The sequence below is a fragment of the Carboxylicivirga caseinilyticus genome (assembly GCF_050589785.1).
Taxonomy (GTDB): Bacteria; Bacteroidota; Bacteroidia; order Bacteroidales; family Marinilabiliaceae; genus Carboxylicivirga; species Carboxylicivirga caseinilyticus.
This window is the reverse complement of sequence record NZ_JBNGOX010000065.1, coordinates 1-20,116: the sequence shown is the minus strand read 5'-3', so window position 1 is coordinate 20,116 and position 20,116 is coordinate 1. Positions and strand designations below refer to the sequence as shown.

20 protein-coding genes are annotated in these 20,116 nt (G+C 34.3%); 14 read left to right on the top strand and 6 right to left on the bottom strand.

Annotated elements, in window-relative coordinates; all coding sequences use genetic code 11:
- Nucleotides 1-113: 113 nt before the first annotated feature.
- The gene (locus tag ACRD62_RS21670) at nt 114-1,565 is read right to left on the bottom strand and encodes a glycoside hydrolase (protein ID WP_430822187.1); all 1,452 of its coding nucleotides are present in this window, start codon (nt 1,563-1,565) and stop codon (nt 114-116) included.
- A gap of 290 nt (nt 1,566-1,855) precedes the next feature.
- Between ACRD62_RS21670 and ACRD62_RS21665 the strand changes: the two genes are divergently transcribed.
- Complete coding sequence (locus ACRD62_RS21665) at nt 1,856-3,808, top strand: PAS domain S-box protein (RefSeq protein WP_430822186.1); 1,953 nt, start codon at nt 1,856-1,858, stop codon at nt 3,806-3,808.
- Complete coding sequence (locus tag ACRD62_RS21660) at nt 3,780-4,688, top strand: 3-keto-disaccharide hydrolase (protein WP_430822185.1); 909 nt, start codon at nt 3,780-3,782, stop codon at nt 4,686-4,688. Before ACRD62_RS21665 ends, ACRD62_RS21660 begins: the two co-directional genes overlap by 29 nt.
- Before the next feature lie 10 nt (nt 4,689-4,698).
- Here ACRD62_RS21660 and ACRD62_RS21655 read toward each other — a convergent pair whose 3' ends face one another.
- Both ACRD62_RS21655 and ACRD62_RS21650 read right to left on the bottom strand, forming a co-directional pair.
- Nucleotides 4,699-5,697, bottom strand: a complete 999-nt coding sequence (locus ACRD62_RS21655; protein ID WP_430822184.1) for a diacylglycerol/lipid kinase family protein — start codon at nt 5,695-5,697, stop codon at nt 4,699-4,701.
- A 23-nt stretch (nt 5,698-5,720) separates the two neighbouring features.
- Nucleotides 5,721-7,052 (bottom strand): DEAD/DEAH box helicase, encoded by a 1,332-nt coding sequence (locus tag ACRD62_RS21650; RefSeq protein WP_430822183.1) that lies wholly within the window; start codon nt 7,050-7,052, stop codon nt 5,721-5,723.
- A gap of 188 nt (nt 7,053-7,240) precedes the next feature.
- On the opposite strand from ACRD62_RS21650, the gene ACRD62_RS21645 reads away from it, so the two are divergent.
- Genes ACRD62_RS21645 through ACRD62_RS21635 form a run of 3 tightly spaced genes read left to right on the top strand, consistent with a single transcriptional unit; the run spans nt 7,241 to nt 10,489 of the window.
- Nucleotides 7,241-8,116 carry a nucleoside phosphorylase gene (locus ACRD62_RS21645; RefSeq protein ID WP_430822182.1) on the top strand — a complete coding sequence of 292 codons (876 nt, stop codon included), beginning with the start codon at nt 7,241-7,243 and terminating at the stop codon, nt 8,114-8,116.
- 3 nt (nt 8,117-8,119) lie between these two features.
- Nucleotides 8,120-8,998 carry a transglutaminase-like domain-containing protein gene (locus ACRD62_RS21640; RefSeq protein WP_430822181.1) on the top strand — a complete coding sequence of 293 codons (879 nt, stop codon included), beginning with the start codon at nt 8,120-8,122 and terminating at the stop codon, nt 8,996-8,998.
- 33 nt (nt 8,999-9,031) lie between these two features.
- Complete coding sequence (locus tag ACRD62_RS21635) at nt 9,032-10,489, top strand: aminoacyl-histidine dipeptidase (RefSeq protein ID WP_430822180.1); 1,458 nt, start codon at nt 9,032-9,034, stop codon at nt 10,487-10,489.
- 27 nt (nt 10,490-10,516) lie between these two features.
- Here ACRD62_RS21635 and ACRD62_RS21630 read toward each other — a convergent pair whose 3' ends face one another.
- Together ACRD62_RS21630 and feoB are read right to left on the bottom strand one after the other, a co-directional pair.
- The gene (locus ACRD62_RS21630) at nt 10,517-10,726 is read right to left on the bottom strand and encodes a FeoB-associated Cys-rich membrane protein (RefSeq protein ID WP_430822179.1); all 210 of its coding nucleotides are present in this window, start codon (nt 10,724-10,726) and stop codon (nt 10,517-10,519) included.
- Nucleotides 10,727-10,730: 4 nt separating this feature from the next.
- Nucleotides 10,731-13,202: a ferrous iron transport protein B gene (feoB, locus tag ACRD62_RS21625; RefSeq protein WP_430822178.1), complete on the bottom strand. Its 2,472-nt coding sequence runs from the start codon at nt 13,200-13,202 to the stop codon at nt 10,731-10,733.
- Between the two features lie 177 nt (nt 13,203-13,379).
- Between feoB and ACRD62_RS21620 the strand changes: the two genes are divergently transcribed.
- A complete protein-coding gene (locus ACRD62_RS21620; RefSeq protein WP_430822177.1) occupies nt 13,380-14,087 on the top strand; it encodes a hypothetical protein in 708 nt (235 codons plus the stop codon).
- Between the two features lie 35 nt (nt 14,088-14,122).
- Nucleotides 14,123-14,434, top strand: coding sequence for a thiamine-binding protein (locus ACRD62_RS21615; RefSeq protein ID WP_430822176.1), 312 nt, complete (start codon nt 14,123-14,125; stop codon nt 14,432-14,434).
- A 34-nt stretch (nt 14,435-14,468) separates the two neighbouring features.
- On the opposite strand, the gene ACRD62_RS21610 is transcribed toward ACRD62_RS21615, so the two are convergent.
- Entirely contained in the window at nt 14,469-14,897 is a 429-nt protein-coding gene (locus ACRD62_RS21610; protein ID WP_430822175.1) for a DUF3276 family protein, read from the bottom strand.
- 335 nt (nt 14,898-15,232) lie between these two features.
- On the opposite strand from ACRD62_RS21610, the gene nusB reads away from it, so the two are divergent.
- The 7 genes from nusB to ACRD62_RS21575 all read left to right on the top strand — a co-directional run bounded on the left by nusB (nt 15,233) and on the right by ACRD62_RS21575 (nt 19,811).
- Entirely contained in the window at nt 15,233-16,168 is a 936-nt protein-coding gene (nusB, locus tag ACRD62_RS21605; protein WP_430822174.1) for a transcription antitermination factor NusB, read from the top strand.
- A gap of 4 nt (nt 16,169-16,172) precedes the next feature.
- A complete protein-coding gene (locus ACRD62_RS21600; RefSeq protein WP_430822173.1) occupies nt 16,173-16,565 on the top strand; it encodes a DUF1573 domain-containing protein in 393 nt (130 codons plus the stop codon).
- A 24-nt stretch (nt 16,566-16,589) separates the two neighbouring features.
- On the top strand, nt 16,590-16,919 hold the full coding sequence (gene yajC, locus ACRD62_RS21595) for a preprotein translocase subunit YajC (RefSeq protein WP_430822172.1): 330 nt from the start codon (nt 16,590-16,592) through the stop codon (nt 16,917-16,919).
- A gap of 50 nt (nt 16,920-16,969) precedes the next feature.
- The gene (locus tag ACRD62_RS21590) at nt 16,970-17,995 is read left to right on the top strand and encodes a YbbR-like domain-containing protein (protein WP_430822171.1); all 1,026 of its coding nucleotides are present in this window, start codon (nt 16,970-16,972) and stop codon (nt 17,993-17,995) included.
- Between the two features lie 7 nt (nt 17,996-18,002).
- A complete protein-coding gene (gene coaE, locus ACRD62_RS21585) occupies nt 18,003-18,578 on the top strand; it encodes a dephospho-CoA kinase (protein ID WP_430822170.1) in 576 nt (191 codons plus the stop codon).
- 1 nt (nt 18,579) lies between these two features.
- A complete protein-coding gene (locus tag ACRD62_RS21580) occupies nt 18,580-19,308 on the top strand; it encodes a TerB family tellurite resistance protein (RefSeq protein WP_430822169.1) in 729 nt (242 codons plus the stop codon).
- 77 nt (nt 19,309-19,385) lie between these two features.
- Nucleotides 19,386-19,811 (top strand): DUF5606 family protein, encoded by a 426-nt coding sequence (locus tag ACRD62_RS21575; RefSeq protein WP_430822168.1) that lies wholly within the window; start codon nt 19,386-19,388, stop codon nt 19,809-19,811.
- Nucleotides 19,812-20,116 lie beyond the last annotated feature (305 nt).

Below are 20,116 nucleotides of genomic sequence, written 5' to 3'. Positions count from 1 at the left end.
GTCCCCTTCAGGGGATTTAGGGGTGACATAAAATGATATTTTATTACAAATTGAAACTAACGTTGTTTTGATGTTTAGTTTTTGGACACCCTCATAGTATTTTGTTAATGTGTTTATTTCAACGGAATTACAAAAGTTGAAATACTTTGGTTAGGAGCATTGTATTCAAGAATTTTTCTTTTTAATGCATAGGCATCTGAAACCGAAGTGCAATTTTCGTCGAGGGAAGTTCTGAAAAATTTGATATCTCCTATATTTTTAAAATCTGACAAATCTATTCGAACAGATTCACTTGTCTTTAATTCGTTTAATAAAACAGCTACCAATTCTTTTTCATCAGGACTAAGGGCGCATAGTAGCTTATCGTTTCCTGATTCGATTATGGTATAACCTTGCTTAATAAATCGAGTGACTTGCATGCGCACATAAAAGTTTTTCATAATAATGAAGTTTTCATCCATCTTGTGGCTGTTTAGTAATCCCCAGGCATCGCTATTAACTTCAAGAACCTGCCAATCGATCCAGGCTGGTGTTCTCAGGTATTTTAAATCGTTAAACATGCGTTGTGCAAGGCCAAGATTACTTGTAATACCACGTCCCGGTATATCAATAGGGCCTGACTCAGATTGCCAGAATGTTACACCTATTTGTTCAGCAAGTTTCTGTGCTTTTTTTCTTTCCGTATTATTGCCACTGTAGGAATGAGTGTTAACCTGTCCCAGTATTTTAGGGATATCTTCAGTTTGCAGATAAGCTTCCATTGTTCTAATGAAACCGGCTATATCTGTTTCATCAGAGGCTGAAAGTACGGTGGTTAATTCAGTTGCTTTTAGTTTTGGATAAAGTATTCGCAGCAGATCAATTTGTGACTGAACAGAAAAGTGACAGCCTTCCTGACCACCTTTGTTTCCCCAGTAATTTGTTAAAGGTTCATTAAAAGGCTCCAGTGTTTTAAATTCTATCTTAAATGAATCCTTGTAGAACTGACAAACATCCAATAAATAATCGCAAAAGGCTTCATAATATTCCGGTTTCAAATTGTCAGCTGTTGAAGGATCATTACCTGCAGAACAGCCACTATATGTCATCCAATAGGGTGCCGAATTTGAAAAGGCCTCAAAAATAGCATCCGGACGTTTTTCTTTTATCTTAAGCATAATTTTACGCTGACCTGCATCTGCAGACCAATCATAAGGTTGATTTTCTGAAGTTTTAAAGCCTTGTATCTCAGCTCTTATCCCTTTTCCATGCGCCATGTGGCCGGGTTTATCAGGTGTTGAATAATGTGCAGGATCATCTCCACCACCAATGTTATAGCGGAAAATATTCATGTTTAGCTGATCGGGAGATGTTATTAAATCAATAATCTCATCAATTTTATTTTCATTTTCCCATTGGCCAGCCATATGTGCCCACCAGCACAAAGAAGATCCCCAGCCTTCGATTGTTTGATATTTTAAGGTTGGATTCGGTTTTATACTGGTTTGAACCTGTGATTGACAACTTGCTAATAAAGCAAAAAACAGAATCCAAATTGTGATAGATTTTTTCAATATGAGTTTCATAAAAGATTTTTAAGGTATACATGCTATTGTCCAAACACTCACTCCTGTTTGAAAGGATCAAAGGCCGAATTTAATAGAATCAAATTTTTAGGAATATCAATAAACAAGCAGAAAGTGTCACATTCTTGACATTGCCTGATTTATTAGCCGTATTAGTGAATCCAGGGTCAAATCATTTGATTGACTTTAAACTTAACTATAGAAACGTTAAAAGAACTTTTCTTGATAAGTATATCATTGAGCTATTTGTTCATGTAAATTAAAAGTATTGAAATGAAAAAAATTCCGTTTTGAGAGAATATAATAAAATATACAAGAGGCTATTTGATAATGCTAATATCGCAATTTTAGAAATAAATATAGATGGTGATATTGTTGATTGCAATAGATCGACTCTTAAAATGTTGGGATGCAAAAAAGATGATATTATAGGTGTAAAGGTTTATGATCCAGCTTTATCTCCCGAATTCCAGTCAAATGGAAAAAGATCTGATGAATTTGCAAAAGAACGCATTAAAGAATTAATAAAAGGTGAAGATCAATCATTTGAATGGATTCATCTTAAGAAAGATGGAAGTGAATTACTTATAGAAGTAACCCTGTTTGGATTAGATAATACTGAAGGAAAAAACCTTTTTGTAACCTGGAAGGACTTGACAGATTTAAGGCAGAAAGAGAAAAGTCTATTAGAAAGTGAAGAGAGATTCAGAACCTTATTCACAAAAGCCACTGATCCTATTATTCTGCATGCTCCTGATATAAATAGTAAAATAACACATTGTAATGAAGCAGCCTATAAATTGCTCGGGTATGAGTCGGAAACTGGATTAGTGGGGAAGACAGTACTTGAAATTTCTCCAAAAATTCAGGTTGGAGATCAGGATGCAATAACATATGTTAAGAAAAATTTGAAAGAGTGTCTGGAGAACGGGCAAAGCAGGTTTGAAGCGTTACATATCAGAAAAGACAATACTACTATCTGGTTAGATGTTATCCTCACTAAAATTAATTTTCAGAAAGAGACTTACATTCATAGTCAATGGAGAGATATTACTGAAATTAAGAAGTATGAGAAGGATTTAATAGATGCAAAGGAAAAAGCAGAAAAAGCTAATCGGTTGAAATCTGAGTTTTTACAAAATATGTCACATGAAATCAGAACTCCAATGAACGGTATTGTTGGGTTTTCTGAATTAATTGCCTCGGAGACTTCAGATGATGGGAAACAAGGGTTTTATGCTAAGGTTATCAAAAACAGTAGCATGCAATTACTCAAAATCATAGATGATATTTTAGAAATCTCTACACTTGAAACGAAACAGGTAACATTAAATGTTGAGGAGTTTTCATTGAATGATTTTATTTGGCAAATTTTTTCTATTTATGACCTGCGATCTAATGAAAGAAGAATACCAATATATGTAAAACCTGGTCTGGATGATGAGGACAGCTTTATTATTACGGATAAAGTTAAACTCAATAAAATAATAATAAATCTGATTGATAATGCGCTTAAGTTTACCAATGAAGGTTTTATAGAAATAGGGTATGATCTTTCTGAGGATTTTATAAAATTATATGTAAAGGATACTGGAATAGGGATCGATTCCGATAATATTGGGTATATTTTTGATAGGTTCAGACGAGGTGTTATTCAAACAGGTGCAAGAGACGGAGGCTTGGGTTTGGGTTTATCTATTTCGAAAGAGAATGCCCGCTTAATGGGTGGAGACATAACTGTAGATTCTGTCAAGGGGGTTGGATCGGTATTTATTGTTAGTATTCCTTATAAAGCAGCTCAAAAGAATACTGCTAAAAAATTATCGGGTTCAAAAAACGCAGAAAAGGCGAAAGACCAGAAATGTTCAATTTTGGTAGCAGAAGATGACGAAGTAAATTACCTGTATATTCAAACTTTGATTAAAAAGATGGGTAAAGATGTTAATCTTATTCATGCTAAAAATGGTAAGGAGGCTGTTGATATTTGCTCAACGAATAATACTGTCAAAGTAGTATTAATGGATGTAAAAATGCCGGTAATGAATGGCTATGAAGCATCCAGAAAAATCAAGTTATTACGGCCAGATTTACCCATTATTACGCAAACTGCGTATACGACAGAATCTGACAGAAAACAAGCTTTTAATTCGGGTTGTGATGATTTTATATCAAAACCCATTGATAAGGATTTACTCTTTGAAAAATTAAAAAAATATGTGGCAAAAGGTAAATTTCATTGCTAGAGTATTGCAAATAGGTAAACTCATCCATTTGGTACTAATAGGAATGTTCTTGATATCATGTAGTAATCAGGGTACAGAGTGGAAAATGTTATTGGACCAAGACTTATCGGATTGGGATACTTATTTAAGTTATCGTCATAAGTTAGGCTATAATGGTGAAATTCCTAAAGATTCAGAAGGAAATGATATTGCTCCGATTGGTTTAAATCCTGAAGGATATGATGTTTTTTCTGTGATCAAACACGATGATGAAAAGATATTAAAGGTGAGTGGAGAGATTTATGGCTGTATCATATCAAAAGAAGAATATGCCAACTATCATTTAAAGTTAAAAGTGAAATGGGGTGATAATAAATTTGAACCACGAAGAAATCTGCTAAAGGATTCAGGTATTTTATATCATTCTATTGGTGAATACGGAGCAGAATACTGGAGAACATGGATGTTATCGCAGGAACTACAGATTATGGAAGGTCATATGGGTGATTACTGGAGTCAGTTAACATCAGCAATTGATATTAAAGCCTATTTACCAGAATATATAATGAATCCGGTTGCTGATGAAAGTCAAGCTTTTTTACCAATGGGGCAGGGTGAGCAAATACCTGGATTCTGTCTGCGAAGTGCAAATTATGAAAAGGCCTCAGGAGAGTGGAATACAATTGAACTTATTTGCTTTGAAGACAAGAGTGTTCATGTAGTTAATGGTCATGTTGTGATGATTCTTCAAAACTCCAGATACATCGATAATGGACAGACTAGGCCATTAACCAATGGAAAAATTCAGATTCAAAGTGAAGCTGCTGAAGTTTATTATAAGGAAATTGCAATCCGTCACCTGGATCAGATGCCGTCACAATATGTTCATTTCTTCAATTAAAGCAATTCCACTATTTATTGTCATTGCCAAGTAAGCCTTTAGGTAAATGCGGTAAATTAGGGATGTGAGGAAGTGGTGGAATTAAATCTTTTAGCGAGTTTAACGGATCAGTTAAAATGTTTTTATTAAAATCAGCTGGAGGAACAACAACCTTTAGTGATAATGGTTTGATCTCAATTTCAGCCTTCTGTCCAAGTTGAATTGGTTCACCATCCAGATGACCTAACATTGGCTCATCGCATTCTATAACAATATTTTTGGCTCTCGTAATTACATCATATGGTCGCTGATCAAGACTTTGGTCTAATAAGCTAATTAAAAGTGCAGGTGCTGTAATTTTAGGAAAATCTTTAATGATACAAACATCTATTAAACCATCATCAATCTTAGCTTGTGGTGCTATGTGAACATTGTTTCCCCATTGCGATGAATTGGCAAAACTTAGCAGGAATGCTGGTAACTTATATCTTTCTCCCTCAATGGTAATGGTGTAGGTTTGCGATTTGTAATTTGCAAATTCCTTGGGAATCAATTTCATATAGGCCAATGGGCCCCTTTCTTTGATATTGGCGAATTTATGACTGATAAAGGCATCAAAACCTATACCGGCCACATTTAATGATACTTGTCCATTTACACTTAATGTATCAATGGTTTTAAGTTTCATAAGATTAATAGCCTGAATGGCACGATTGATACGTAAAGGGATTTGCAGGTAACGTGCCAAGCCATTGCCCGATCCGGTTGGAATAATTGCCAGGGCTGTTTTTGTATTTATTAGTGCCGATCCAACCTCATTAACGGTACCATCTCCACCAACCGCAACCACTGCATTAAATTTACCAATGGCAGCTTTAGCCAATTCATGTGCGTGGCCACGATATTGTGTGTACTGTATTTCGTATTCACCTTTTTCGGTATCGAAATCTTTTTCAAGAAGATTTTCAACTGTTTTTTGCTTGCCAATGCCCGAAATAGGGTTGATTAAAAACAGGATTCTTTTTTTCATTTACAACAGGATTAGCAAATAGCTTATTTACGTTTTTGGCCTCTTGTTTTTGGTTTTTTATACTTAGCTGCCAATTTACGACGATACGATCCTCCTAAATTAACCTTTTTATTTTTATCTTTTTTCTCATGAAAAGCTGCTCCACCTTTTACAACTGGCTTTGGAGCTTTGTTTACTTTCAATCCGGCTAATACTTCTTCTTCTGATGGAAGTAACATCTCTGAAACTTTCACATCATCAGGAATAGGATCAAGAATTACTGTTTTCTTCATCAGTTTTTGAACAGCATTCCATTGCTCCATTTCATCATCTGAAACAAAAGCAATTGCCAAACCTTCGGCATCAGCTCTACCTGTACGTCCTATTCGATGGATGTATGCTTCAGGGGCTTCCGGCATATCAAAATTAATAACATGACTAACATGTTCAATGTCCATACCACGGGCAATTACATCTGTTGCAATCAAAACCCGACGAGTACCATTTAGAAATTCTTCAACGGTTCTAAAACGATTATTTTGTGATTTATTGGAATGAATTACACCAATGTTATTAGGTTGATTATCATCCAACTGATCGAACAATAGATCGGCAATCTGCTTGTTTTTAACAAATACCAAAACCTTATTCATTGATTCATCCGAGTCTAATAAATGAATCAATAGATTTCGTTTTGTATAAAAATTTGGAACGATGTAACCACTCTGGAATATTTTTTCCAAAGGTGTACCGGTAGCAGCTACTTCAACTCTTTCTGGCTGATAAAAATGATGCTCTATTAACTGATTAACGTCTTCTGTTATGGTTGCCGAAAACATCAAATTCTGACGGCGTTCAGGCAATAATTCCATTATTTGCACTAATTGCGCTCTGAAACCAAGATTAAGCATTTCATCAACTTCATCAATTACTAGTTTTTGGATGCTTTTTAATCTTAACACACCTGTTAATGTTAGGTCTATTAATCGTCCCGGAGTTGCCACCAAAACATCAAGGCCTTCAAACACCAATGCTTTCTGGGTATTAATATTTGTTCCTCCATAAACACCAACAATTCTTACACTCATGTATTCGGTAAGTTTTTTAAACTCACCAACCACTTGTTCAACCAGTTCCCGGGTTGGTACAAGTACTAAAATTCTTGGATGACGTTGGTTGGAGAACTTTAATTGTCGCAGAAGTGGTAATATATATGCAAAAGTTTTACCTGTGCCGGTTTGAGCAATTCCAATCATGTCTTTTCCTGACATAACAACCGGAAAAGCTTTTTCCTGAATAGGAGTGGCTTCATCAAAACCTAAATCTGTTAAGGCGTTTAATAGTACTGTATTAATATTTAATTCCGAAAACTTCACACTTTAAATTTTATAATTCGGGAACAAAAGTACATCCTTTAAAATTATTCTTCTAATCAAAGAGTAAAAATGCTGTCCATTTAAATAATTCGATTGATAATAAATAGGAGAAATTGGTCTTCAATTGTGCCAAATGACATCCTTTTTCTCAAAAAAAAATTATTAATTTGAACTAAAATTAAGTTAACATGAGAAGAATTGAAGCATCTGAGCTTATAATTAATCAGGATGGCAGTGTTTTTCATTTGCACCTTAAACCTGGTGAAATAGCTGAAAATATAATACTTGTTGGTGACCCTGGTCGTGTTGATATTGTGGCCAGTTATTTTGACAAGATTGAGTTACGAAGATCAAACCGTGAGTTTGTTTCCTGCACAGGTAAATACAATGGTAAAAGAATTACAGTTGTGGCAACAGGAATTGGAACAGACAATATTGATATTGTAATTAATGAGTTGGATGCACTGGTAAATATTGATTTTGAAACACGCACAGTAAAAAAGGAACTTACATCATTAAGCTTTGTCAGGATAGGTACTTCAGGCTCGCTGCAAGAGGATTTACCTGTTGATAGCTGGTTGCTAAGTGGTAAAAGCATTGGTTTCGATGGGTTACTAAACTATTATGGAAATAGAAATAGTGTTTGTGATCTGGAGTTCGAAAAACATTTTAAAGAGAGTCTGAATTGGAATCCATTATTAACATCACCATATGTAATTGATGCTTCAGCTGATTTAGTGGCTAAATTGGAGGGAAATGAAGTAGTGAAAGGAGTAACGATTTCTGCACCCGGGTTTTATGGGCCACAAGGAAGAGTGTTAAGACTTGAATTGGCTGATCCTGATATTAATGATAAAATTACTAACTTTAGATATAATGGCTTAAAAGTTACCAATTACGAAATGGAATGTTCTGCCATTTATGGTTTAAGTGCTTTACTGGGACATCATGCTACAACAGTATGTGTAATCATTGCAAATCGTTTGGCCGGAACAGCAAGTAAAGATTATAAACCGGTAATGAAAGAATTAATAGGTTACGTATTGAAAAAACTAACCGAATAATTTATGAAGAAAGAAAGGATAAAAGCTCTTATCACCTTGTTAGATGATCCTAATGAAGAAGTTTTTTCATCAGTTGAAAATGAACTGTTGAAGCAAAGAGTTGATATCGTACCTGAACTTGAAGAAGCATGGGAAAACTCTTTGGATGATCTTTTACAAGGGAGAATCGAAAGTCTGATTCATAATATACAGTTAAAGGATATTTACAATGAATTGAAAAAATGGCTAAAAACAAAGGATAGAGATCTTTTACAAGGAGTTTATCTGGTGTCGAAATATCAATATCCTGAGCTTGTCCTTTCTAATATTACAGATGTTCTTGCTCAGTTGAAGAAAGAAATCTGGTTGCAACTAAATGAGCATTTAACATCCCTCGAAAAAATTCGGATCATTAATCATGTATTGTTCGATCTGCATAAATATTCACGTAATACAAATCGTTTTTTAGCTCCGGAAAATAATTTTGTCAGCGAAGTTCTAACGACCCGAAAAGGTAATCCAATAACTTTGTCGATAATTTATTCTCTGTTATGTAATCAATTGGGAATGCCTGTTTTTGGAGTAAATCTTCCAAAGAATTTTATTCTTGCCTTTCTGGATGATTCGGCAATAGTTGATGAAGGTGTTATTGTTGATACAACTTCCGTAATGTTTTACATCAATCCGATAAATAAGGGAGCTGTTCTTGGTAAAAAGGAGATTGAATATTTTATCAAACAGCAAAAACTGGAGCCTAGAGAAGAATATTTTTTGCCATGCGATAATGCTATTATTGTAAGGCGTTTATTTAACAACCTGATTAATGCATACGAAAACAAAGGAGATGAAACAAAAAAGAAAGAGATTGCTCACTTTCTAACTTTGTTTTCTAAAATAAAATAGTTGAAAAATCCTAATCGATATAAATACTTAGTAATGGGTAAATTATCACATCTCGAGCCAAAACCAGTTTGGACTTACTTTGAAGAAATCTGTCAGGTGCCGAGACCCTCAAAGAAAGAAGAAAAAATTATACAGTATTTGCTCAATTTTGCAGAGAAGCAAGGATTGGAAGCAAAAACAGATCATGTTGGAAATGTTTTGATTAAGAAACCAGCTACCACAGGTATGGAGAACCATAAACCTGTTGTTTTGCAGTCGCATATCGATATGGTTTGTGAAAAAAACAGCGATACTAAATTTAATTTTGAAACGGATGCGATACGTCCGTATGTCGATGCAGATTGGGTAACCGCCGAAGGTACCACTCTGGGCGCAGATGATGGTATTGGAATAGCTGCACAGCTGGCCCTTTTATCTTCTAATACTATTGAACATGGACCAATAGAATGCTTGTTTACAATTGACGAAGAAACAGGTTTAACAGGTGCTTTTGAACTAAAAGAAGGTTTTTTTGATTCCCGTATTCTTTTGAATCTCGATTCTGAAGATGAAGGTGAATTATTTATTGGCTGTGCCGGGGGTATTGATACTATCGCAGAATTAGCCTTTTCGTATGAAGATGCTCCGCAAAATGCCTTTGCTTTTAAAGTTACTGTATCCGGACTTAAAGGTGGGCATTCGGGTGATGACATTGAGAAGGGTCTGGGTAATGCCAATAAAATTCTTAATAGGTATTTATACGAAATGCAACGCGATTGCGAAATGCGATTATCGACCATTGATGGAGGTAATCTTCGTAATGCAATTGCTCGGGAGGCTTCTGCAGTATGTATTGTTCCATCGAAATATAAAGAACAGACCCGTATAGCTCTTAATATTCTGTTTCATGATGTTCAGATGGAATTGAAGAATACTGAACCCAAACTGCGTATGAAACTTGAATCAGTTGATTTACCTGCTAAAATGATTGATCTGACTGCACAGAGAAACCTGATTAATGCAATATACGCTTGTCCGCATGGAGTGATTTCAATGAGTCAGGATATTAAGGGTTTAGTGGAGACTTCTACAAATCTGGCTTCTGTAAAAATGACTGAAAACCATCTTGTTGTTACAACCAGTCAGCGTAGTTCGGTGGAAAGTGCAAAAGACGATGTAGCCAATATGGTGGAGGCAGTTTTTACATTAACTGGAGCTACCGTAAGGCATTCAGATGGTTATCCGGGATGGACACCCAACACTGAAAGTGAAATACTTAAAATTACAAAAGATTCATACATCAGGTTATTTGATAAGGAACCAACTGTTAGAGCTATTCATGCAGGATTAGAATGTGGTTTGTTTCTAGAGAAATATCCGGGAATGGATATGATTTCATTCGGACCCACAATAAAAGGAGCGCATTCTCCTGATGAACGAATAAATATTGAGACTGTGCAAAAGTTTTGGGATCATTTGATTGATGTATTAAAGAATATCCCTGAAGTATAAAATAAAAGCCCGGACCGGGCTTTTATTTTATACTTTTATCTTGTCTTCCATTAGTGTCGGAAATCTTCCTTGCTTTATATCTTTAAATAATTGTGTTTTTGCATCACATGACGGACAGGTACCACCAGATCCACAAATAGTACTTCCTTTAACGGGTTTAAATATTCTGTAAAAGAATATGATAACTTTATAAAAGGCCCACGCAACAACCAGATATGTAAGGATTTCCTGTATCATAATTTTAAAACAACCAGTTTCCAATATGGTTCACAGTAAATGCCAGTACCCAGGCTAATCCTGTTGTATAAAAAATAGTGAATAAGGCCCATTTCCACGATCCAGATTCTTTTTTAATAGCTGCAATCACAGCAACACATGGAAAATAAATTAATATAAATACAAGAAATGCCAATGCATTCACTTTGTTAAATACTTTTTGTCCGTTAGAGTATTCCTCGTCTCTCAATCGACTAATCAAATGTGCACTGTTTTCATTTCCATCTTCGCTTTGATAAAGAACAGCAAGAGTACTAACAACTATTTCTTTAGCTGCAATTCCGGTGATCAGGCTAACACCCATCTTCCAGTCAAATCCAAGTGGAGAAATAACGGGCTCAATAACCTGTCCTAACTGGCCAATGTATGTTTGTTCCTGTTGTTTACTCATTTTCTCTACGTGCAATGAATCAATTTCATTCTGAATCAAAGCCTTTTCGTTTTCAAAAGCATTCAATTTAGTTAATTCTAACTGCTCAATTTGTGTGTCGTATTGTTTATTTATGATCTCATTCTGAGGGAAATATCCAAGAAACCAAATGATTACTGAAGCTACCAGAATTATTCCTCCCATCTTTTTCAAATACTGATACCCTTTGTGCCACATATGGCGCAATGTATTTCGTATGGTAGGAACACGATAGGGGGGAAGCTCCATTACAAACGGCACATCATCATGCTTAAATAAAAATCTTTTAAATAATCGGGCTACAATAACGGCAACTAAAATTCCGCCACCATACATCGAAAACAATACCAGACTGGCATGTTCAGGGAAAAAAGCACCAATTATTAAAATATAAACAGGTAACCTCGCACTGCACGACATAAACGGATTTATCAGCATCGTCAATATACGGTTGTTTCGATTTTCGATGGTACGTGTCGCCATTATAGCAGGTACATTACAACCAAATCCCATTACTAGTGGAATAAACGACTTGCCATGTAATCCCATTTTGTGCATGATACGGTCCATAATAAAGGCTGCCCGAGCCATATATCCTGTATCTTCCATAAATGAAATAAACAGGAATAAAATAAGAATATTAGGAAGAAATATAATAACTCCTCCAACACCACCAATAATTCCGTCAATCAACAAATGCTTAAATGAACCATCTGGCATCACGTTGGTAAGAAAATCTGATAAAGCACTTACACCTGCATCAATCCAGTTCATAGGATATTCACCCAAACGAAATGTTGTCATGAACATGAACCACATAAAAAAGATAAAAAAAGGAAAGCCAAGATATTTATGAGTTAACACATTATCAATTAATTCGGTTTTTCTTCTTCTTGTGCGTGGCTTTTCTTTGAAAGTTTCTTTTAAGGCACCTGCTACAAAACCAAATTTAGCATCGGTTATTAAGGTTTCGGTATCTTCGCCTGTCCGTTTTTCTATTTTACTGATCTGTTTGTCAATTTCAACAATCAGATCGTTGTAGATATCTTTTTTTGATAGAAAATCAAGTAGTTGATTATCTTTCTCAAGTGCTCTGATTGCAATATAACGGGGAGACATCCTGTTTTTCAGATCACCACTCTGAATCTTCAAATGGGGCTGAATCCTTTCAATAGCGTTTTCAAGTAAACTACCATAATTGATATGAATGTGTCTTACAATATCATCATTATCTTCGTACACATCAATCAGTTTATTGAATAACCTGCCAAGTCCTCTTCCTTTCGATCCAACTGTAGGAACAAATGGGATTCCCAGCATCTTACCCAATTTTTCATGGTTGAACTCATCCCCTTTTCGTTCCAGCTCATCATACATGTTTAGTGCTGCTACAACTTTAAGGTCGAGATCAATTAACTGAGTGGTTAAAAACAGGTTTCGTTCCAGGTTTGAACTATCCAGAACGTTTACAATTATATCCGGAGCCTCACCTAATATATATTCTCTAACATAGGTTTCTTCAGGGGTGTAGGCTGAAATACTATACGTTCCCGGTAAATCAATAATATTGAATTTATATCCCCGATGATGAAAAGTAGCTAATTTGGAATCAACAGTTACACCACTGTAATTTCCAACATGTTCTTTGGCACCACTGGCAAAATTAAAAATGGTAGTCTTACCACAATTCGGATTGCCGACCAATGCAATATTGATTGTTTTGTGTTTATGAGTAGCAGATTTTTTTAAAAGTTCATCATCAATAGTGCCATAATATTCCTGAGTACCCAACTCAATAGCTTCTTCTTCAGTTACAACTTCTATCAGCTCAGCTTCACTTCTGCGCAATGATACTTTGTATTCAAGAATCTGATATTCAATAGGATCTTTAAGAGGGGCGTTTTTAATAACCTTTACCTTCTTACCTTTAACAAAACCCATTTCTAATATGCGCTTCCGAAAGGCTCCATGTCCTTTGACTTTTACTATAACGCCTTCCTTGCCATTAGCTAGTTCTGATAACTTCATTCAAAAAATACCCCCAAACTTGAAACGTCTTGTTAATAATTTCGTTTACAAAAATAATTTACATGATTGGTTGATACAATACCAATATGTAGGGATTTTATAATTGGGGATAAATTAGTATAAAATTTGATTGATTAAATATCAATTATTGTAGGTAAATGTCTGTAAAACTACAAAATGAAAACTTATAAAGAAAAGATAAAACAATATGGTGATAACATTTCTGTTTTAGAAGAAGAAATAGATTTGAAGTTACAAATGGAATATCTTAAGGAAAGCGCAAATGTGAAGAAAGTGCTGGATGCCGTTCAGGTTCTAAAAGACAAGAATAAACTGTTTGATGATGGAATGAGCCTGAGTGATAAACGTATATTATTGAGTAAGTTAGCGTCTGTAAATGAGGTGGAAGCATTTCGTACACTGGAATTATATAAACAAAAGCCTGACAAGTCGTTGATGGAATGGAGTGTGTTGGCTTATCAGGAAAGTAAAATGTTATTGGAAAGCAGTCTTCTCGATAAACCACCCTTATTTATTTCTACAGGGTTGGGAGGTAAAGGAACCAAACTTCGCTACTTTATTGTTATAAAATCCATTAAAGGAAAATATTTTTCAGATTTTCAAACACAGGTTATTTTAAAAGAGATAGAATATTCTTTTAAGAAGGAGGAAGCTGAGTTGGAAGACATCAGGTTTTTTGGTTATTTTGCAACCCTCACGGTTTTGATACCTCTTTCTGTTGGGCTTAAAACCCTTTTGGCAGATGTTGTACAAACCTGTAACGAGATGGGAGGATTTGTTGATAAACGTATGTTAATAACGAATTCACGAAAGTTAACATTGAACCAAATTAAAAAAGCCATTGAATCATCTGGTAATGTATAGTACCGATTGATTAATGACTGTATAATTACTTAAAAATGAAAAATAAACAAGTAAATGTAGCTATTCAGGTTTTGCCTTTTACCGATACATCCAAAACCTATGCTGTTGTTGATAAAGCAATTGAGGTAATTGAAAAATCCGGACTGAAATATCGGGTAACACCATTTGAAACAGTGATTGAAGGCAAGTATTCCGAAGTGATGGAAGTTGTTATGGAAGCTCAGGAAGCATGTTATGCCGGAGGAGCTGAAAGTTTACTGTGTAACTTAAAAATTCAATCCCATTCTGAGAAAGACGTAACTATTGAAGATAAGACAGGAAAATATGATAATAAAAAAGGCTGTTGAAAAACAGCCTTTTTTTATGATTTAAAATAAAATACTATTCATGTAAATCTTCAAACTCTACATTTGTATATTCATTTGAAGCAATTGCTTCCTCATATACTTCTTCTTTTTCTGTTAAATCAAAGTTTTGATTCTTTTTAATGAAGTCAATAGTTTCCTGAAGACCTTCAATAAATTTATCGAAATCTTCTTTATATAAGAAAACCTTATGTTTTTCAAAATGATAGCGACCATCCTGATCGTATCGCTTTTTGCTTTCAGTAACGGTTAAATAGTAATCTTCTTTGCGAGTAGCTTTTACATCAAAGAAGTATGTACGTTTTCCTGCCCGTACTGCTTTTGAAAAGATTTCCTCTCTATCATTCTTTTCAATTTCTTCTTTTTTATCAAATCCTTCCATTGTGTTTTTGCGTTTAGGAAACATATTGTATGCACCAAAAGTGATAAAAATTTCGGTATTCACCAATCTTTTTTTACAAAAATTTGATGTTTTTTAATTTTATTTACATTGATCAAAGCTTTTAAAAAATGCTTATTTGTTGGGATTCATAGAATTTGATATTGTTTTAAGACGTATTATTCTAAAGAATTGTGATAACCTCACTATTGTTATTAATTGAAATAATTTAAGAATTTCTGTTTAATAAAATATTTATAAGTATTTATTTGTATGACTGGATAACATGAATTTTAATTACAAATACTGGATTTTTAACAATTATTTTTATTCAGAATTTGCTGAATATCCACTAAAAAAACTCTACTTTTGCACCAAATACTAAAAAAAGTTCTTATAGGATGTTAAGTAGAAGATTGTTAAGGGTAAAGGTTATGCAAATGGCTTATGCACATCACCAAAAAGGTGAATCATCCATTCAGCAAACCGAGAAAGAGTTATTTCATAGCATTACCAAATCTCACGAGTTATATCATACTTTTCTGCTGTTAATGTTGGAGTTGAAATCTTTTGCAGAAAAGAGAATTGAATTGCGTAAACAAAAAAATCGTCCTACTGAAGAAGATTTAAATCCTAATTTACGTTTTGTTGAGAATGCTTTATTGTTGCAATTAGCTGATAATAAAGAACTGTTAGCATACAATGCAAAGAACGGCAATCCATGGGTTAATAATCCTGAAGTTATTAAAGGTGTCTTTGAATTAATTACCAAGTCGGCTTTATATGAAGACTATATGAAGACGGAAGCAGGTGATTATGATTCGGATGTTAAGTTTATAGCCAAGTTAATCGAAAAAGTAATAGCTCCTTACGAAGGATTGTACTCTCTTTTTGAAGAACAAAGTGTTTATTGGAATGATGAAATTGAATTTATTATTTCAATGGTTGTAAAAACAGTTAAGGGTTTCAAAAAGGAGAATGGAGAAAATGAACACCTTTTACCTGAATTTAAAGATGAGGAGGATCAGGATTTCGTAAAACAATTGTTACGAAAGACTTTGCTTAACCATAAAGAAAACATGGAATTAATCAAGAAGTTTACTAAAAACTGGGATTACGACCGTGTTGCATATATCGATATTGTATTAATGCAAATTGCTATTGCCGAAATAGTTGAATTCAAGAATATTCCGGTTAATGTATCATTAAATGAATATATTGAAATAGCTAAGTTTTATTCAACTAATAAAAGTGGACTCTTCATTAATGGCGTGTTGGATAAAATTGTTGAGCATTTGATTGAGCAAAAAATTATAAATAAACCTGGAAAAGCATAGTATAATGCGTCTTGTTACATTCTTCATTCTGGGATTAATATTGATTACCTCTTGTCAGAGCAATGTTAATCAGAAGAAGGGTATAAGTAAAGGATTTATTGAATTCAAGGAAAAATCTTTTAGTTTTGGTACCCTGAATGAAGGCGATGTGGTTGGTCATCGGTTTACTTTTATTAATACAGGTTTAGAACCGGTATTGATATTAAATGTTGAAAAAAGCTGTGGGTGTACCGATGTTAGGTATCCGAAAGTACCGGTCAAGTCTGGTGATTCTGCTTTTGTAGAATTGGTTTTTGATACAAGAGGATGGTCAGGACGACAGGTAAAACAGGTGAAAGTATTGTCAAATGATTCTATAGGAATTCGGGAACTTAGAATCTGGGCTGATATTAATTAAGAATTGGAAATATAATAGAGAGTTATGAATAATTTATTGAACGTATTTTTAAGTTTGCCTCCTCAGGCTGCTGAAGGCGGTAATCCATTACTGAATTTTGCACCTTTTATTTTAATTATTGTAGTATTTTATTTTTTCATGATTCGTCCACAGATGAAGCGTCAGAAAGAATTACGCAAATACCGCGAAGCATTGAAAAAAGGTGATAAGGTTATTACAACCGGTGGAATATACGGTAAAGTTTCTGAAGTAAAAGATACATATGTTGTTGTTGAAATAGCTGATAATGTAAAAGTTAAGATGGATAAGTCGGCTATTGTTATGGATATGACAGACGTAACAACTAATAAGTAATTTTTTTTTAAAAGACCATTGTTTACTTTTGTGTATCAATGGTCTTTTTTATGGATAAAATTCAGGCTTTATTAGGCCGATACATCAATTATATAAAGGCTCGTATTAAAGAGCTGAGAGAAGACAAGAATGCACTTATCTTTTTGTTCTTTCTTTTTCTTTCTACTATTTTCTGGATATTAAACGCCTTAAGTAAGGATAATTATACTTCCGACTTACAATATCCCATTCGTATATCCAACGGTAATAAAAACGAATTAATTATTGGTGATGTACGCCGTGATCTAACGCTCAAAGTAAGAGGCGGAGGGTTTTCAATTCTTAATTATCATCTTAACGAAAAATTTTTAACGGAAACCATTGATCTCACTGGCTTACCCAGGGTGAAAGTACAGAATGTTGATGGTGTAATTATTTCAACAAAAGAATATCAGACCAGGATAGAAGGGAAATTAGCGACAGGAATGTCTTTGGTTGATATTTCGCCTGACACACTTTTTATTCCATTGGTAGAAAAAGTTTCTAAAAAAATACCTGTTAAACTTGATGCTTCAATTGAGTTTGTCAAGCAATGCCAGTTATCTGGAAAAATCAAAATGCAACCTGATTCAGTGATTGTTTCAGGACCAAGCAATATTGTAGACACGTTAAGTAATGTTTATACAAAGCCTCAGGTGTTTGCTCAGATGAATGATACTCTGGTTCGTAATATCGGATTAAAAGAAGAAAAGTGGCTGGAATACTCTACCAAGAGAGTGGTAATAAATATTCCTGTTGAACCCTTTACCGAAGCTTCAGTTCTGGTTCCTTTGGTGGCCGAAGGTTTGCCTGATTCGTTAATGTTAAAAACATTTCCTTCAGAAGTAAGAGTGGCCTATCGATTAGGATTATCAAAAGCATTGTTTAATCCATCTGATTTCTTGTTGACATTAGATTTTACAGATGTAGATTTGAGTAATCTGCCTCAGCGAATGAAGGTTAAACTGAAAAATAAGCCTGAAAATATTGGTCAGATGAGTTATTCGCCTTTATTTGTTGAATTTCTTTTGGAGAAAAATAGCAAGGATTTAAAATGATTTTCCCATGTTGAAAATAGGATTGACAGGTGGAATAGGTAGTGGAAAATCTACTGTCGCTAAGTTTTTTGAGGTGCTGGGTGTTCCTGTTTATTATGCAGATGTCAGGGCTAAAGAGTTAATGAGTACCAGTGCTGAAGTGATTAGTAATGTGAAGAATTTATTGGGTGATGATGCTTATTTAAATGAAGAACTGAATCGTTCATATGTTGCTAATAAAGTGTTTAATGACAAGAGCTTGTTGGAGCAATTAAATGCGATTGTACATCCGGCTGTTAAAAATGATTTTGAAAACTGGAGTCAATCTCACAGTTCTTCAAAAATGGTAGTGCAGGAAGCGGCCATATTGTTTGAGAATGGAGGATACAAAAACTTCGATCGTATGGTTCTGGTTACTGCTCCTGAAGATATACGTATTAAAAGAGTAATATCCAGAGATGGTTCAACTGAAAGTCAGGTCAGGGAAAGATTGAATAATCAGTGGAGTGACGATAAAAAGATTCAGTTGGCCGATAGCGTCATTATAAATGATGACAGGAAATCAATAATTGAACAGGTTACGAATTTAATTAAACATTTATAATATGGGTTTTTGGGGATCAATCATTGGTGCCGGATTAGGATGGTGGACTTTAGGTCCGATTGGAGCAATCATGGGATTGGTTTTAGGAAATATGACCGAAGAACAATCTAAATTTCTGAATGGTCAGGGTAGAGATAGAACTACACAATCCCGTAATGGATTTTTATCCGCTTTATTGGTTCTGGTGGCTGCAGTAATGAAAGCAGACGGCAAGGTGGTTCGTTCTGAGTTGGATTTTGTAAAAAGAAGTTTGATTTTAACTTTTGGAGAAAAGCAGGCTTCTGATGCTTTAATATTATTGCGTGATATTTTAAAACAGGATATTCCGGTAAAAGATGTAGTTCATCAAATAAGAGTAAATGTTTCATACGATGCCAGGTTACAGTTGCTTCACCTTTTATATGGTATAGCAAAGGCAGATGGACATTTTGCAGAAGAAGAAATACGCCTGATTGAGCTCATTTCTCATGGTTTGGGTATTTCAAATGGTGATTTCGAATCAATAAAAGGTACCTATGGTACTGATTTGAAATCATTATATAAAGTATTAGAAATTGATGAATCAGCATCTAATGAAGAAGTGAAGAAAGCTTATCGTAAAATGGCAGTTCGTTTTCATCCCGATAAAGTGGCGCATTTGGGAGATGATATTAAAAAGAGTGCAGAAGAGAAGTTTAAGAAAGTAAACGAAGCCTACGAAAAAATTAGAAAAGAACGAAATATGAAATAGGTAGTGATATACCTGATGTTTTATTTTGGATAAAGAGGATAAGTTATATTTTTGCAGCAAAATTAAAAACGGAATTTATGTTGAAAGGATTATTAGCCATTTCAGGACAACGTGGATTGTTTAAAATGGTTTCTCAGGCCAAAAATTCAATTATTGTCGAATCATTATTAGACGGTAAACGTATTCCTGCTTATGCAACTTCGCGTATCAGCGCACTTGAAGATATATCTATATACACTGAAGAAGAAGATGTTAAGTTGTCAGATGTATTTAGAGCTATCTATGCAAAGGAAAATGGAGGAAAGGCAATAGATGTCAAAAGCTCTGGAAATGAGTTGAAGAAATACTTTGAAGAAGTATTGCCTTCATACGACAAAGACAGAGTTTATGTGTCTGATATCAAAAAAGTATTGACGTGGTACAATCTTTTAGTTGAAAACGATTTGTTGGATCCGAATGCTCCGGATGAAGATCCGGAAGAAGAAAAAGAATCGGCAGAATAATATTTAAAAAGTAAATAGTTAGAGGAGATGTTTATTTAAGCATCTCCTTTTTTATTTTAAAATTTAAAGATGATCCTCAATTTTTTCGAGAAAAATAGATTATTCAGAACTTTTTTGAGACATAATTGTTAGATGTTACACTGGATCAAAATACAAAATCAAAAATATCTAAGATTTTATTTTTGCTCTAACCCACACCAAACCAGCTTGGAAACACAAATTAACAGAGTTTCTTCAAAAAAAGAGTGCAATTTGATTTGGAAGTTTAGAAAAAACTGGCTTATTTTGCACCCGCTTTTGAGAAC